Raw genomic sequence first — 15,019 nt, 5'->3', positions numbered from 1 at the left:
TGGCGTTACTTCACGCCTTTTTCGTCAAAGTACTTTTGGGCGCCCGGGTGAACAGGGATGCTGACGCCGTTCTTCACGTTCTCCAGCTTGATTTCTTTGGCTTTGGCGTGACCGAGCTTGTCGCTGTTCTCAAAGATCGCCTTTGTTACTTTGTACACGAGGCCTTCACTGAGATCGGAGCGAATCAAAAGCATTGATTTGACGGAGACGGTGGTCACTTCTTCCGGAACGGTTTGGTACGTATTGGCTGGGACGGTTGTTTTCACGTAGTAAGGGTATTTGGCGATGATCGCATCGATTTTGTCCGCGTCAATGGGAATGATTTTTACGCCAGTTGTCGCTGCCAGCTCCGTGATTGCTGCGGTAGGCGTACCAGCAGTTTGGAAGGCAGCATCCAATTGGCCGTCCTGAATGGCTTTGGCCGAGTCAGCAAAGGAGAGGCGCTGGAGCTTGGTGTCTTCAAAGGTCATGCCATATGCTTCTAAAATTTGCTGAGCGTTCACTTCTGTGCCGCTTCCTGGAGCGCCTACAGATACGCGCTTATCTTTCAAATCGGCAACGCTTTTAATATTGCTGTCAGCAGAGACGACGACTTGGATGGTCTCATCGTAGAGAGCGCCCAATGCTTGAAAGGAATCAATTTTACCGTCTTGCTGGAACATGTTCGTTCCTTTTGATGCATACTCGGCAATGTCATTTTGCGTGAAGGCAATGTCCGCCTTTTTATCACGAAGGAGGCGAATGTTTTCTGCTGAAGCGCCTGTGGCTTGTGCTGTAGCAGTGAGGCCAGCGTTTTTCGTTATATGGTCAGCCATGCCGCCACCGAGTGGGAAATAAGTGCCGCCTGTACCGCCTGTTGCAATAATTAATTGGGAGGGATCGGCGCCTCCACCTGCACCTCCTTGTGAAGAGTTGCCACCACCACATGCCGTGATGAGCGACATGGACAGAAGTAGTGTGAGCGAGAGAAGAAAATGACGCTTCTTCAAGATAATTCCCCCTAGTCTAAATGTTCTGTTTATATAACTTTCCTTGGCATTGTAAGGGGAGGTCTATAAAAAACTACAAAAATCTATAGAAAAATATAGTAAACTAAGAAATAAACAGGAAGTGCGGGCAACATTTTATGAGAGAGACCCTTTCGATCCTGCTGCTTATGCTCATTGCTGTCCCGATTGCCGGGGAGCTCAAATTCCACCCGTTTCAAGATGATTTCCGTATTAGCTTTGGTACAACGGCTTTTTTCTTTTTTTTATTGTGGCTGCGTCCTTCTTTCTTGGCAGGGATAGTAACTGGATTAATTGTTGTTCTATTTCGAATAATCTTAGATTTCTTGTATGGAGATGTCTTTTCGTTTCTGCCTTCTCTTCAGATGCATTTCCCCGCCTTTTGCTATTACGCTACCTTTGCTTGTCTATTCTCGCTCTTTCGCGTTAATACACTACATCATCGACCGCTTTGGGTGGGACTGTTGGGGACAGTCTCAGAAATAGCTGCCAATTTGGTAGAGCTGTCCTTTCGTGCTGTATCCTGGGAGGGAGTCTTTCAGCTGGAGGTCGTAGGGCCGATTGCCGTCATTGCTTTGATACGCAGTTTTTTTGTCCTTAGTTTTTTCAATATGATTCAGCTGCGTCAGGCGAAATGGATGGAAAAGCAACAGCGCAATCGAAACGAGCAGATGTTGATGCTCATTTCCAACTTGTACGAGGAATCTGTTCATCTAAAAAAGACATTGCATCAGGTTGAGGAAATCACGCGCAGCTGCTATGAGTTGTATCGCGAGATGAACGAGGTGGAGCACAAGGATGGGACGAGCAAGCGATATGCAAAGCGGCTGCTGTCCCTTGCCGGACAAGTGCATGAAGTGAAAAAGGACAATCAACGCATATATGCAGGCCTTTCCAAGCTGATTTCTGACGAGAACGAACGAGATTATATGCCACTGGGCGAATTGATTGCTATTATAGTTCAGGTGCAACGAAAGTACGCGAGACTGTTGGAGAAGGACATTCAGTTTGAAACGAATGTGGAGGTGCCCTATCTCGCTTGCCACATTTACACGACACTCTCACTCATCAACAATCTGGTCGGCAATAGTGTCGAAGCAATCCGCGACCGGGGGATGGTCTCGATCATTGCCTCGATTGACGAGAGTCAGGAGTGGATTCATTTTGATGTGACCGATGATGGGCCAGGCATAGTGGTAGAGGACAAGGAGCTCTTGTTCATGCCTGGATTCACGACCAAATACGACGTATCAGGCAGGCCTTCCACGGGGATAGGACTTTCATACGTAAAGGAAGTGACAGACAATCTCCAAGGAAGGATTGATATAGCCGAGGCCTCGTGCGGACAAACCACACAATTTTGCATTCGCCTGCCAATCGCAACTCTGATTCAGAAAGGGTGACCTAATGCGCTACTTCATCGTGGACGACGATCCGGCGATTCGATTCATGCTCGCTCAGATCATTGAGGATGCTGATTTGGGAGAGGTAAGTGGGGAAGCAGAGGATGGTTTACAGATTGACCACGATTTTTTGAATTGGAAGCAAGTAGACATCTTGTTGATTGATCTTTTGATGCCGAATCGAGATGGCATTGAAACAGTGCGCCAACTGAGGCGTTTTACAGGCAAGATTGTCATGATCTCGCAAATCGAAACGAAGGAGATAATCGCAGAGGCGTATGCGACAGGGATCGAATACTACGTGACCAAACCGGTGAATCGACTGGAGGTCATCAGTGTTCTGCAAAAGGTACGGGAACGCATATTGTTGCAGCAATCCATCGAGGGTATTCAGCGGTCGCTTTCCGTTTTGTCCGGCAGTATGAACGTAACGGCAGCTCTTTCAAAAGAAATAACGTATCATGAAAAGGGCATCTTGTCTTCCGCACGGTTTCTCTTAACCGAACTGGGGATGATTAGCGAAAAAGGCAGCAAAGATTTACTCGACATGATGGAGTGGCTGTATCACTGGGAGAAGGAAAGGGATGGGGAAGTGAATCTCCCACCTTTACGCGATATTTTTTGGGCGATTGCTGCCCGCAAGTTGGGGAAGGGAGTGACTGTCTTGATCCAAAAGGAAACGAAGGCCGCTGAACAACGGGTTCGCAGATCCATTTATCAGGCATTAACCCATCTGGCTTCCCTTGGGCTTACCGATTACAGCAATCCCAAATTCGAGAGCTACGCGACCACATTCTTCGATTTTACCGAGGTGCGAAAACGCATGCTAGAGCTGGAGAATCAGATGGAAATGACGATCTCTTCTACTCGTATCAATGCCAAAAAATTTATTTTTGTACTCTATATGGAGTCAAAAAGGCGAATTGGTGTATTTCAGGGCTGATTTTTGGAGTGGGCATCCAAATGTGATAAGATATTTCTATTGGTTATGAGCGAGGGCTTCGATGTAAGCTGGTAAAAGCTTGGGAATGCCTCCGTTTTACATTTGTTTTGGGAGGGAAGTAAGTGAGCGAACTACGTAATCCATGGCAGCTACTTTACCGAGTCTATCGTCATGTGCAACCTGTTCTGGAGCGAGAGTTTGCGGCCTGGTACAAAAGAGCACAGGCGATTCCCAATCCCGAGCTGAGAAAACAGGCACAAGACAGCATGAACTCCAAAAAGTTTCACTGCCAAGGGGGATGTGTTTATGCTGCACAGGTCATCTCGCATGTAGAGACAATTGTCCCGCTGATTGTCGCCTACCAAACGATCAGTGACTACTTGGATAATCTGTGTGATCGCAGCACGTCATTAGACCCGCAAGACTTCCGTCAGCTTCACGTGTCGATGCAGGATGCACTGACACCAGGCGCGCCATTGCGCGACTATTATTTGTACCGCGAGGATAAGGATGACGGCGGCTTTTTGGCTGGGCTGGTTCAGACCTGTCAACAACATGTCGCACAATTGCCAGCCTATGAAAAAATCCAGGCAAAGATACTCGAGTTTTCTTGTTTGTATAGCGATTTGCAAGTATACAAGCACATTGCTCCCCATTTGCGTGAGGATCACTTGTTGACGTGGTGGGATCAGTATAAGGAACGCTATCATGATTTGTACTGGCAAGAATTTGCGGCTGTCACAGGCTCGACCATCGGGATATTCGCTCTTTTTTGCTTGTCGACTGATCCAGATGTAGGGGAAGAGCAAATTCAAATGGTAAGTGAAGCTTACTTTCCATGGCTGTGCGGGTTACATATTTTATTAGACTATTTAATTGACCTGGAAGAAGATAAAATGGGTGGAGATTTAAACTTTGTGAGCTATTACGATTCAGAACGGATAGCGACTGAACGCTTGAAGCTTTTCATAGAACAAGCAAAGGCAAGCGTTAAACGCTTGCCAAATCCTGCATTTCACCGTATGATCGTGGACGGGCTAGTCGCGTTTTATCTCGCGGATCGCAAGGTGAATCGGAGCCAGCCACACATTTATACTATCGCTAGACAACTACTGAAGCAGGCAAAGGGCTTGCCCTCTGTCCTGTTTTATGTGAACAGTTTACTTGTACGGCGATAACGGAGAAGAGGTTAGCGCATATGCTTGCGCTTGTACGAAAAGCCAAATCCCATCAACGAGAAGGCAACAACGATACAGCCAAGGATACCGAGGGGGCTTTTTTCCCCAATGGCAATGCCAACTCCGATGAGACAGGCGGTTACCAAAAATGCCAAAGCCAGTGTTACCAATTGATAACGATTCATCGGTCTGTAACCTCCTATCTGTCAATGTTCCCATTATACCTTATTTTCCGCGAAAAGCATCCAGGTAAAGATTTCGGAAATCCCGGTAATATATTTGTGCGAAGTGGTGGAGAACGCAGATGGAAAGCATAATACAAATTAGAAAAGGGAATCGAGTGATAGAAGGTCATGTTACCTATGAAGAAGGAGACTTGATCGAAGCCGTATTTCCCAGCCCATTGGATGTCACTGTAGGGGATCAGATCCCTTGTCTATTGACGGCTGATTATGAAACGATCAATACGTTTGAAGCCGTAGTCGTGGCTAAAGACAAAAATCGCTTGTTTTTGTTCCACTCTCCAACAGCTACTGAGTTTCGGGAACAGCGCAGACGCTATCCCCGTTTCGACATGGAGGTTAAGGGCTGGATCCAGTATCCGACGCAGGAGCCAGACTCATTTTTTTCCGTTTATAGTCAAATGGTGTACTTGGTGAATTTGAGCCTGGGAGGCTTGGCATTCCGCTCAGACAAACATATTCCTGCGGATCAGCAAATTGTTTTTTCCTTTGAATTGTATGGTCGAAATCGCCCGGATGGGGTAGTGAAAACTGACCTGGTTATCATTCATGAACGAATAGAAGGTCCGAACTATTTTTACGGCTGTACGATCAAAGGAATCAATGCACGTCATTTTCACAATTTGCGAAAGTACATTTTGCATCGGCAAATCGAGGAACGAAGACAAGTGAATATCGAGTAGGTCTTTTCGTGAATTGGTTCAATGGGGACCAATTTTTTTTTGTCTTTTTTCCGGGGTAGATTAGGAGGGGCTGTAGTGGGGGGAAGAAGCGGATTTCCAGTCTACGCTTCAACCTACGCCCTGCCGGGAGGCGGGGGCTGTCCGCTACGGAATGAATGTCGGGAGCGCTTCAAACGTTGAAGTTTCAAGGGAGTATATCATAAGTGAAGCTGAAAACCCCCGACATTCATTCCTTCGCTGGGTTGGGCTCCAGAGGCGCTTGGACTGGAAATCCGCTTCTTCCTACGCGGCTTCAGTCAACATTTTAAAGGCATAAAAGAGGAAAAAAAGATAAAGAAAAACGGAAAGACTTCTCTGATTAACTACACAAATGTTCTAAAAAGCTGGACGCCCAACCTCAGCTGTGGAAGCACGGTGATATGTTTGGAAGGAGACCGCCCGAACGGAGAGAGGATACAGGCGACTGGAAAACATGTCACCGGGCTTCGGCCCCGGCACAACTGCTGGAGGGCATCCAAACAGATTTTTTGCACAACGAAAAGAGGAACATAAGCGTACATAAGCGAAACTTTGTCTAAATGCTTCCTGGTTCCTACTGGACAAATCGCACAGGGAGGAAAACGTGAGATGTGGAAAAAATGGATGGTATGTGTGCTTACCTTGATCTTGAGTATGCCGGTTGTGGCCTGCGAGGCGAATCCTGCTCCAGAGTCGCAGCCAGCTCAACAGACTCTTCCATATCGGATGGAGGTAGTGGCTGATCAATTGGATGTGCCGTGGGCGATGGATATAGCCTCGGATGGTCGAATCTTTTTCACAGAGCGACCAGGAAGAGTGCGAGTGATCCAGTCAGGCAAGCTGTTGCCGGATCCGCTCATCTCGTTCCCTGCCCCGTTCATCAGCGAGGGAGAAGGCGGGCTGTTGGGCCTTGTGCTCGATCCTGATTTTGCGAATAACCACTACTTGTACGTTTACCATACATACAAAGAGGGAGAGGCTACTTTCAATCGTGTTCTGCGACTGAGAGAAGCAAACCATGCAGCACAGATTGACAAGGTACTCCTCGATAAAATCCCGGGAAGCTCGATCCACAACGGAGGACGGATCAAAATCGGTCCGGATCAGCGTCTTTATATTACGACAGGCGATGCGCATGAGCCGATACTTGCGCAAGATCGGGCAAGTCTCGCCGGAAAAATTTTGCGCATCAATCTGGATGGAACCATTCCTGCCGACAATCCTTTTTCCGGCTCACCTGTATACAGCTATGGACATCGTAATCCGCAAGGCATCGCATGGTATCCGGATACAGGAATACTCTACAGCTCGGAGCACGGCCAGACTGCACATGATGAGATTAATCGGATCGAGCCAGGCGCAAATTACGGCTGGCCGGTCATTTCTGGTGAACAGCAAAAAGAGGGGATGAAACCCCCCCTCCTGCAAAGCGGTGATACGACATGGGCTCCTTCTGGCATGACGTTTGTATCCAAAGGGCCGTGGAAAGGACAACTGCTCGTAGCGAACCTCAGGGGTACGCAGCTTCAGAAAATTAGCTTAGACGCTACTCGACCTGATACGGTATTGGAGGCTGCTACTTTGTTCCAAGACGAGTTCGGACGATTGCGCGATGTGGTCGAAGGAAAAGACGGCGCACTCTATTTGTTGACCAACAACCGCGATGGTCGTGGAAATCCGAGAGAAGGGGACGATAAAATTATCCGACTCGTTCCGATCCAGCCGTAGCGGTAGCAACAGCCACGTCTTTTGTTCGTTTCCCCCAAATCCATTGTTGTAAGAGAACTGCGCCTCCACCAATCGTAGCGATTAACATTCCGACCCATAAAAAAGCAGTGTTTGGACCCCAGATGGTCATAATGACGCCACCGAGCAACGGAGCAATAATGAAAGTAGCGCTCGTCAATGAATCGATAATTCCCCTCACACGGCCCAGTGCTTGCGGAGGGCTTTCTTTTTGTACCAGATAATTGGCGCCGACCGAAGTCAGACCTGTTCCGATTCCTGCCAATAAAGCGGGAATCAGCAGCCAATACATGCCAGCACCAGCCTGGAAAAATCCAATCCACGAAAAGCTAATTCCGATGAGCAAAACGCCACCGCCCAGCACCCACCCGTAGGAACGCATCTCTTTTAAACGATGTAGCCAGGTGACGGTGACAAGTGCGCCTAATCCAATGACACTGACTGTAAACCCGAGCATTTCCGGATTGTCGGGCAGCTTCTCGCGGAAGATCACAGGAAACTGTGTATCCGCCAATTGAATCGCCAACGAGGTAACGGTTGCGAAGATCGTGCTGAACAACAGGACACGGTTTTGCAAAAAGATCCGCCAGCCCTCTTGCCATGCTTGACGGTAAGGGAGAGGCTGCTCTTCTACGGATGTACGAGACAACGTATTCTCCACTTTCCGAATCGTGAACAGAAATCCAGTAGAGAGAAGGAAGGTCGAAGCATTAATCATCAGACAAATGGCAGGTGCAAAAACGGCCGCTACCAATCCTCCGGCAAGTGGACCAATCAATTTCCCCATCTGATATACGGCTCCATTCAAGGCAGAGGCTTGTAACAATTGATTCTCAGGTACGATTTGACGCGTCAAGGTCTGTTGCGCTGGATCATTGAAGACAGAGGCACCTGAACGCAGGGCAATGACCACCAGGAACCAGAGTGGAGTAGGCATGGCAAGTAGGAGCAGAGTGAGAGCAGCCTGAATGATATTCATGGTCATGATCATACGTACCTTGTTCACACGGTCTGCAAGCACCCCGGCAAACTGCCCGAGCAAAATGCTTGGAGCCGCATAGGCAACCGGCAGGAGAGCCATGGTCATCGGATCAACCTTCCACACAAACCCTAACAGGATGGATACCGCAATAAAATCAAACCAATCGCCAAGCGTAGACAGTCCGTAAGAGATGAACAGTGTGCGAAACGTTCTATTTTCCTTTAACAAAAAAATCCCTCCATCGATCTGTTAACTCGATGATAAAAGGGATTTGTCAGAGGAATATCAGATAGTCGATGGGATGATGGCACGAATCTTTTTCTGCAAGTAGTCGAACTTGTACTCTTCGGATAATTCCGCCCACATTTTCTGGTATTTGCGCTCCCATTCCGCATCGTAGCCGAAGTTTTTTAAGAACAACAAGATCATTTGTACGCCATAAATCAGATGGGGGACGAACTTGGTGCTTCGTACTACTTCCAGACCTTCATCGACCAATCGGCGCGCCTTGGTTATCTCCAGCCGATGGTACAGACAAAGACCGCGCGCAATGGTAAAGCTGCCGAGCTCACGCTGCATAGGGAGTTCTTGCAAGATTTCCTCAGAGCGTTGAATGACTTTCTCAGCTTCGTCACTCTCACCCATGAGTAGATACAGGAGGGCTTCTTCTGCTTGAAAAAAGAGTCGAAAGCCGGGTGAATTGACTCGGTCGACAACCTCTCTAGCAGGTATTAGCTGTTTTTTGGCTCGCTCCCACTCTTTGGCTTGGGCGTAGACACTGATTGCGGTGATCTGTAGCTCATCCTGATAATTTTCAGGCATACTTTTCGCGTTTTTCAGAGCCCATTGTAAAATTTCTAATGTTTTTTGCGAGTCAAGTTCCGTCATATGGTACAAATGGAACATATAAAACAGCTTGTCGGAAATGGGTGTAGCTTTATCCTCTACAAACCAGTTGAAGTCACCGACAACAAATCGCAAAAAGGTAGCGTAAAATGGGTCCATCTGAATGCCCAGTACCTTCTGATGAGTATAAAGGGTCTGCAACGCGGCCCCCATTCCCATACCGTGATAGGTGCTCAGCATTTTATTGATGGTTTCTGAGAAATTGCTGTTCAATATCGTTGGACTAGGTGATTGCTGCTCTTTTAGCGTAAGCCGATAGCCGACTCCTCGGACCGTATCAATCGTGAGCAGATGCGACCACTTTTGTAATTTTTTCCGTAAGCGGTAAATGTGATCGTCGACAGTACGGTCAGTAGGCTCTTCCAGCGGCCAGACGCGATCCAGCAAATCACTCCTTGAAAAGGACCGATTTTTCCACGTGTACAGAAATTGAAACAAGGCGTATTCCTTCGGCAAAAGGACAATCGTTTCCCCGGCATAATGGATTTGATACGTATTATCATCCGACCATGTGATCAATCCCATTTGAAAGACTCCTCGTTTATATTGAACTTCTTCATTTTATTGTAAAGGGTTCCGCGAGATACGCCGAGCAGCTCGGCTGCTGCCTTTTTGTTGCCATACGTGCGCTCCAATGCTGCCAGAATGCGCTCTTTTTCGTTCACAGGTGGAGCAGTGTACGCAATCGACGGACGTAGGATTGACGGCGGTGTCGGAGTCGGCGGCGCATACGTTCCCCCAATCGGTGTGTGCACAGAAACATGAGTGGGTTCTGCGTGACTGCGAATGACAGACGGAAGATGCTCAGGCAATATAACACCGTTTTCTTGCAGGATCGACAGACGTTCGATGACGTTGCGAAGCTGTCGGATGTTCCCAGGCCAATTGTACTCGAACAACGCTTGCATGACCTCGGGAGAGATGCGTGGTACGGAGTGGTCATGGGCTACGGAATACTCATGAATGAAAATTTGCACGAGCTCTGGCAAATCTTCGCGTCGTTCACGCAGCGGCGGGATTTCCAGAGAAAAGACGTTCAGCCGATAATACAAATCCTCGCGAAAACGACCGTCTGCAACCATTTGCTCCAGCTGTCTGTTTGTCGCCGCTACGATCCGTGTGTTAACGGTGATCGGCTCTGTTCCGCCTACGCGGTAAAATTGCCGTTCCTGTAAGGCACGAAGCAGCTTGACCTGCAACTCTAGCGGCAGCTCCCCAATTTCATCGAGGAAAAGCGTCCCGCCATGCGCCAGCTCCAGCTTGCCAGGCTTGCCTTTTTTCTCGGCTCCAGTAAAAGCACCGCCCTGATAGCCAAACAGCTCACTTTCGAACAGCGCAGCAGGAATGGCACCGCAGTTGATCGCGATAAAAGGCTTCTCATGTCGGCGACTTGCCTGATGAATCGCTTTGGCAAACAGTTCTTTCCCTACGCCGCTTTCTCCATAAATCAGTACAGTCGCATCCGTCTGCGCCACTTTTTTTGCGGAACCAATAGCGGATTGTATCGAGGCGGAATGCCCCTTGATTGCATAAAAAGGATCGTCTGCTGCCTGAAACCGACTCATCTCTTGCTGCAAATTGTGGAGATGGGCCGTCGTATGTGCTAATTCTTCATTGAGACGAACCAGCTCAGTAATATCCTGTTCAATGGAAATCGCGCCGATAATTTCACCCTCGCGGCGAATCGGTGCCGCATTAATGAGTACATGACTATCAGGACGAGGAATGTGATAGACACGTTGAACAGATGTCCCTTGACGCAGGGCATCGAGCAGGCGGATCGATTCACTGGCGAAGTGCTCATCGAGAGAAGTTCCGACGACTTGCTCGCGATCGATTTCATAAATTATTTCTGCTGCCCGATTCCAGTGTTGGACAACATTGCGGGAGTCCACGATAGTGACGGCCTCACTCATCGTACCCATCAACGTACTGAGCAGGGCAGACTGGTTTTGGGTCAACACGGCAAAGGCAGTCATGAGCTGGTATGGCTCAACCATTCCCGTCGGAGTCCCTTGTTCATCCACGATGACGAGTGTAGGCAGATCGGAAACGCCTGGGCCAGCGAGAATGTGGCTGATGGTTTGTTCGAGCGTAGTTGTAGGAGAGACGATGACGACTCTGCCTTTTTGTTCTTTATCAACCCATTCACCTAGGGTTTCACCTGCGCGTATTTTGACAATATCAGGTGGAATCGGAATCGCAAAGGAAGAGAGTGTACTGTCCAACGAAAATAACGGTTTCAAATTGTCACCTCTTATCCAAACTAACAGGAAAAGGGATCGTCCCTGTTGTACATCTAATCAAAAGTGTACAAGAATAAACACGCAATGTACATATGTGTTAAAAGCGACGTAGAGACATCAGGATAGCGCTTACGAGAATAAGTTGGCACGATTCATGCTAGTAGAAGTAGACAGAGTACGTTGAGGAGGAGACAGTCAACGATGGAACAAGCTATGAAGGATTTCTTTCTATTTTTATCTAAAAACAAAACCTTAAATTCTGCCGCGAAAAAGTGGGGTCTGCGCTTTGGAGCGAGTCGCTTTGTATCCGGTCAAACCATTGCGGAGGCAATTAGCGCCGTACGTAAGCTGAATCAGCAAGGTCTCGTGTGCACGCTGGATCATCTGGGCGAATTCGTGTTCAGTGTAGAGGAAGCAAACGAGTCTGCTGACTATTGCATCAAAACGCTGGAAGCGATCCACCAATCCGGTGTCGATTGCAATCTCTCGTTGAAAATGACTTCGCTCGGTCTGGACATCAGTCGTGAGCTCTGCATGAACAACATGAGACGCATTTTGGATTCGGCTAAGAAAAACGGAAACATTTTCGTTCGTATCGACATGGAGGACTATGCACACAATCACGTGACCATGGAGATTCTGAACGAATTACTGCAAGAGTACGACAACGTAGGAACCGTTATTCAGGCGTATCTCTACAAAGCATCGGATGATATCGACAGCCTGAAGGACAAAAAAGTGAACTTCCGTCTCGTAAAAGGAGCTTACAAGGAGTCTCCTGAAGTCGCTTACCCAAACAAGCCAGATGTAGATGAGAACTACAAAAAAATCATCAAGCAGCATCTGTTGAACGGCGGGTATGCTGCTGTAGCAACCCATGATGACAACATCATTGATTTTGTGAAAAAGCTGGAAAAGGAACACAACATCCCGCGCACACAGTTTGAATTCCAAATGCTGTATGGCATTCGTACGCAGTCCCAAATTGACTTGGCTCGCGAAGGCTATAAAATGCGTGTTTATGTACCGTATGGAAACGACTGGTATGGATATTTCATGCGCCGTTTGGCAGAAAGTCCGGCTAACGTAAAATTTGTTCTCAAAGGGATGTTTACGAAATAAGCTTTGCGAAGTATACTTGACACCTTCGGAGGATTCTCCGGAGGTTTTTATTTTATCTGGAAAGGTGAGAGTCTTGTGAATTGTTCGATTATTTCGCTTACTCCCCCGTATTCTTTTGACCGGTTGCTTCGGCGTCTTGAGACACATCCAGATACGCAGATACGTGTGAATAAAGAAAAAAATAGCCTAGAGCGCGTCTTTCGTATTGGCTTACGGCCTGTTCTGGTCCATATGCAATTTGTGGGCAGCTTGGAAGAACCCGCATTGCGCTACGAGACACAGGCGATTTTGTCCACGACAGACCAGCAGCTGCTAGAAAAAATGATCCGCCGTACTTTTAGTGCCGATTTGGATCTATCCGTTATTTACGAGCAAATGAGGGCGGAAAAGGAACTCGCCATTCTGACCGAGCGGTTTCGCGGTCTTCGTCTTATGCTGGATGCAGATTTATTTCAGTGTATGGTCAAGACCATTATCGGGCAGCAGATCAATCTGACCTTTGCAGCCAATTTGACCGAGAGGCTGGTGACACTGGCAGGTGACCCAGTAGAAAAACCAAACGGCGAGGGCATCATCGCTTTTCCGACTCCTGACGCGGTAGCGAGATTGACTGTAGAGGATTTGCGTACACTGCAATTTAGTCAGCGAAAAGCAGAGTATATTATCGATTTCGCCCGTGCCATTGTGAATGAAACGGTAGATTTGGAAAGACTATGGACAATGGGTGACGAGGAAATCATTACGTACCTCACTTCGCTGCGAGGAATTGGACGGTGGACAGTAGAGTGCCTTCTCATGTTTGGGATGGGGCGTCCAGACTTGTTGCCGGCTGCTGACATCGGTTTGCGAAATGGAATTGTTCACCTCTATGGAATGAATTCAAAGCCAAATGAAAACGATATTCGCAAGATAGGGGAAAAGTGGGCTCCATGGCGTAGTATCTATTGTCTCTACGTATGGGAAGCAGTGGGGGCGATCAAGAGAAAAGAGGTATTTGACCTGTAAAAACTTTCATTTTTAACAAAAGTTCAATAATTTTAAAAAATTAAAGGTTGAATAGTGAGTTAATTTTAAGTTATACTAATGAAAATTTTATTTTATTAAACAATATTGAGAGGATTCATATGAAAGAACTTTCAACGAAAGAAACAATTACAATTGGTTTGATGCTGTTTGCCCTATTCTTTGGAGCAGGGAACATGATTTTTCCGCCAGCTCTAGGACAAGCTGCAGGAGATAATGTTTGGGTCGCGATGGCCGGCTTTTTGATTACCGGTGTAGGTCTGCCTTTACTGGGAATCATTGCGGTAGGCTTGGCTGGTGGTAATTTGCAGACGATGGCGTCAAGAGTCCATCCAATGTTTGCAGTTGTGTTCACCTTTATTGTGTATCTGTCGATTGGTCCATTCATGGCGATTCCGCGGACAGGTACAGTAACCTTTGAGATGGGCGTGTTGCCGTATTTGCCTGAATCCATGAAAGGCAGTTGGGTACCGCTTTTTGTGACCACGATCGTCTATTTTGCCATCACCTTCTGGTTGAGTCTGAACCCGAGCAAGCTGGTGGATCGAATCGGTAAAATCTTAACACCTGCTCTTTTGATCATCATTGGTCTGATGTTTGTCAAATCACTCATTTCGCCTTTGGGTGAGGTAGGACAGCCGACAGGCGCCTATCAGGATACAGCATTTTTCAAAGGATTTATCGAAGGCTATCTGACGCTCGATGCGTTGGCTGCGATGGTATTTGGTCTGGTAGTAACATCGGCTGTTCAGGATAGAGGTATCATCGATCGCAAAAAAGTGATGTGGTCTACGATCAAAGCCGGAATCCTAGCCGCTACGGGTCTCGGACTCGTATACCTTGCCCTCAGCTATCTGGGAGCGACGAGTGTTTCGATTGCGAAATCGGCAAACGGCGGTCAGATCTTAACTGGGGTTGTGCTGCAACTGTTCGGTCCATTAGGCTCACTCCTGCTGGGAGCAGCTGTTACACTTGCTTGCCTCACGACTTCTGTTGGACTCGTCACAGCGTGCAGTCAATTTTTCTCGAGTCGTATTCCTAGCATCTCCTACAAGAAAATGGCTGTGATCCTGTGTGCGTTCAGCGCTGCGGTAGCAAACGTAGGCTTGACGCAGCTGATTACCTTCTCTGTGCCTGTCTTGATGGCGATTTATCCGCTGGCGATCGTGCTGATGCTGCTGACGTTTTGTGATCGGATGTTCAATGGACATCGTGCTGTATACGTAGGCGCGATCACGGCAACGGCTGTCATCAGTCTGTTGGATGGAGCATCTCAGCTTGGATTGTCTATCGACTCGCTGACGCCAATCTTGGAACAATTGCCACTGTACAAAGTAGGAATTGGTTGGCTGGTGCCAGCCTTTGCAGGCGCACTGTTAGGATTGTTGTGGGCTAGCCTCACACGCAGTGTCCCGATTGTAAGAGAAACGAAGTAAAGAATAAAGAGCGAGTGGGCTTTAGGTCCACTCGCTTTTTTCATGTCGCAAACAATTCTTGTCCTGCTTTTACCAGCTGGATAG

General features: G+C 47.7%; 13 protein-coding genes. 8 read left to right on the top strand and 5 right to left on the bottom strand.

Annotated features, from left to right (window positions below; genetic code table 11):
- Positions 1-5: 5 nt before the first annotated feature.
- Positions 6-989: a TAXI family TRAP transporter solute-binding subunit gene (locus POF51_RS09515; protein ID WP_069846839.1), complete on the bottom strand. Its 984-nt coding sequence runs from the start codon at positions 987-989 to the stop codon at positions 6-8.
- A 137-nt stretch (positions 990-1,126) separates the two neighbouring features.
- On the opposite strand from POF51_RS09515, the gene POF51_RS09510 reads away from it, so the two are divergent.
- From POF51_RS09510 to POF51_RS09500, 3 genes are all read left to right on the top strand, one after another.
- Positions 1,127-2,410, top strand: a complete 1,284-nt coding sequence (locus POF51_RS09510; protein ID WP_069846837.1) for a sensor histidine kinase — start codon at positions 1,127-1,129, stop codon at positions 2,408-2,410.
- Positions 2,411-2,414: 4 nt separating this feature from the next.
- The gene (locus POF51_RS09505) at positions 2,415-3,353 is read left to right on the top strand and encodes a response regulator (RefSeq protein ID WP_069846835.1); all 939 of its coding nucleotides are present in this window, start codon (positions 2,415-2,417) and stop codon (positions 3,351-3,353) included.
- A gap of 122 nt (positions 3,354-3,475) precedes the next feature.
- Complete coding sequence (locus POF51_RS09500; protein ID WP_069846833.1) at positions 3,476-4,531, top strand: tetraprenyl-beta-curcumene synthase family protein; 1,056 nt, start codon at positions 3,476-3,478, stop codon at positions 4,529-4,531.
- A gap of 11 nt (positions 4,532-4,542) precedes the next feature.
- Here the strand turns inward: POF51_RS09500 and POF51_RS09495 are convergent, their stop codons facing one another.
- Complete coding sequence (locus POF51_RS09495; protein ID WP_007722723.1) at positions 4,543-4,716, bottom strand: YlaF family protein; 174 nt, start codon at positions 4,714-4,716, stop codon at positions 4,543-4,545.
- A 119-nt stretch (positions 4,717-4,835) separates the two neighbouring features.
- Between POF51_RS09495 and POF51_RS09490 the strand changes: the two genes are divergently transcribed.
- Positions 4,836-5,456: a PilZ domain-containing protein gene (locus POF51_RS09490; protein WP_069846830.1), complete on the top strand. Its 621-nt coding sequence runs from the start codon at positions 4,836-4,838 to the stop codon at positions 5,454-5,456.
- A gap of 627 nt (positions 5,457-6,083) precedes the next feature.
- Positions 6,084-7,202 carry a PQQ-dependent sugar dehydrogenase gene (locus POF51_RS09485; RefSeq protein ID WP_083261614.1) on the top strand — a complete coding sequence of 373 codons (1,119 nt, stop codon included), beginning with the start codon at positions 6,084-6,086 and terminating at the stop codon, positions 7,200-7,202.
- Here POF51_RS09485 and POF51_RS09480 read toward each other — a convergent pair.
- Genes POF51_RS09480 through POF51_RS09470 form a run of 3 tightly spaced genes read right to left on the bottom strand, consistent with a single transcriptional unit; the run spans position 7,174 to position 11,354 of the window.
- Positions 7,174-8,430, bottom strand: coding sequence for an MFS transporter (locus POF51_RS09480; RefSeq protein WP_017250038.1), 1,257 nt, complete (start codon positions 8,428-8,430; stop codon positions 7,174-7,176). The genes POF51_RS09485 and POF51_RS09480 overlap by 29 nt on opposite strands.
- A 57-nt stretch (positions 8,431-8,487) precedes the next feature.
- Positions 8,488-9,633: a winged helix-turn-helix domain-containing protein gene (locus tag POF51_RS09475; protein ID WP_069846827.1), complete on the bottom strand. Its 1,146-nt coding sequence runs from the start codon at positions 9,631-9,633 to the stop codon at positions 8,488-8,490.
- Positions 9,624-11,354: a sigma-54 interaction domain-containing protein gene (locus POF51_RS09470; protein ID WP_069846825.1), complete on the bottom strand. Its 1,731-nt coding sequence runs from the start codon at positions 11,352-11,354 to the stop codon at positions 9,624-9,626. Before POF51_RS09470 ends, POF51_RS09475 begins: the two co-directional genes overlap by 10 nt.
- A 201-nt stretch (positions 11,355-11,555) precedes the next feature.
- Between POF51_RS09470 and POF51_RS09465 the strand changes: the two genes are divergently transcribed.
- From POF51_RS09465 to brnQ, 3 genes are all read left to right on the top strand, one after another.
- On the top strand, positions 11,556-12,476 hold the full coding sequence (locus tag POF51_RS09465; RefSeq protein WP_069846822.1) for a proline dehydrogenase family protein: 921 nt from the start codon (positions 11,556-11,558) through the stop codon (positions 12,474-12,476).
- A gap of 75 nt (positions 12,477-12,551) precedes the next feature.
- The gene (locus POF51_RS09460) at positions 12,552-13,481 is read left to right on the top strand and encodes a DNA-3-methyladenine glycosylase family protein (RefSeq protein WP_069846819.1); all 930 of its coding nucleotides are present in this window, start codon (positions 12,552-12,554) and stop codon (positions 13,479-13,481) included.
- Between the two features lie 119 nt (positions 13,482-13,600).
- Positions 13,601-14,935 carry a branched-chain amino acid transport system II carrier protein gene (gene brnQ / locus POF51_RS09455; protein ID WP_069846816.1) on the top strand — a complete coding sequence of 445 codons (1,335 nt, stop codon included), beginning with the start codon at positions 13,601-13,603 and terminating at the stop codon, positions 14,933-14,935.
- Positions 14,936-15,019 lie beyond the last annotated feature (84 nt).

The sequence above is a fragment of the Brevibacillus sp. AG genome (genome assembly GCF_028369215.1).
Taxonomy (GTDB): domain Bacteria; phylum Bacillota; class Bacilli; order Brevibacillales; family Brevibacillaceae; genus Brevibacillus; species Brevibacillus porteri.
The sequence above is the reverse complement of the archived record's forward strand: the minus strand, read 5'-3'. Positions and strand labels throughout refer to the sequence as shown.

What these genes read in the sequence shown, in the direction of transcription:
- POF51_RS09510 (WP_069846837.1), top strand. Translation starts at nt 1,127, where the DNA reads ATGAGAGAGACCCTTTCGATCCTGCTGCTTATGCTCATTGCTGTCCCG.
- POF51_RS09505 (WP_069846835.1), top strand. Translation starts at nt 2,415, where the DNA reads ATGCGCTACTTCATCGTGGACGACGATCCGGCGATTCGATTCATGCTC.
- POF51_RS09495 (WP_007722723.1), bottom strand. Translation starts at nt 4,716, where the DNA reads ATGAATCGTTATCAATTGGTAACACTGGCTTTGGCATTTTTGGTAACC.
- POF51_RS09490 (WP_069846830.1), top strand. Translation starts at nt 4,836, where the DNA reads ATGGAAAGCATAATACAAATTAGAAAAGGGAATCGAGTGATAGAAGGT.
- POF51_RS09485 (WP_083261614.1), top strand. Translation starts at nt 6,084, where the DNA reads ATGTGGAAAAAATGGATGGTATGTGTGCTTACCTTGATCTTGAGTATG.
- POF51_RS09475 (WP_069846827.1), bottom strand. Translation starts at nt 9,633, where the DNA reads ATGGGATTGATCACATGGTCGGATGATAATACGTATCAAATCCATTAT.
- POF51_RS09465 (WP_069846822.1), top strand. Translation starts at nt 11,556, where the DNA reads ATGGAACAAGCTATGAAGGATTTCTTTCTATTTTTATCTAAAAACAAA.
- brnQ (WP_069846816.1), top strand. Translation starts at nt 13,601, where the DNA reads ATGAAAGAACTTTCAACGAAAGAAACAATTACAATTGGTTTGATGCTG.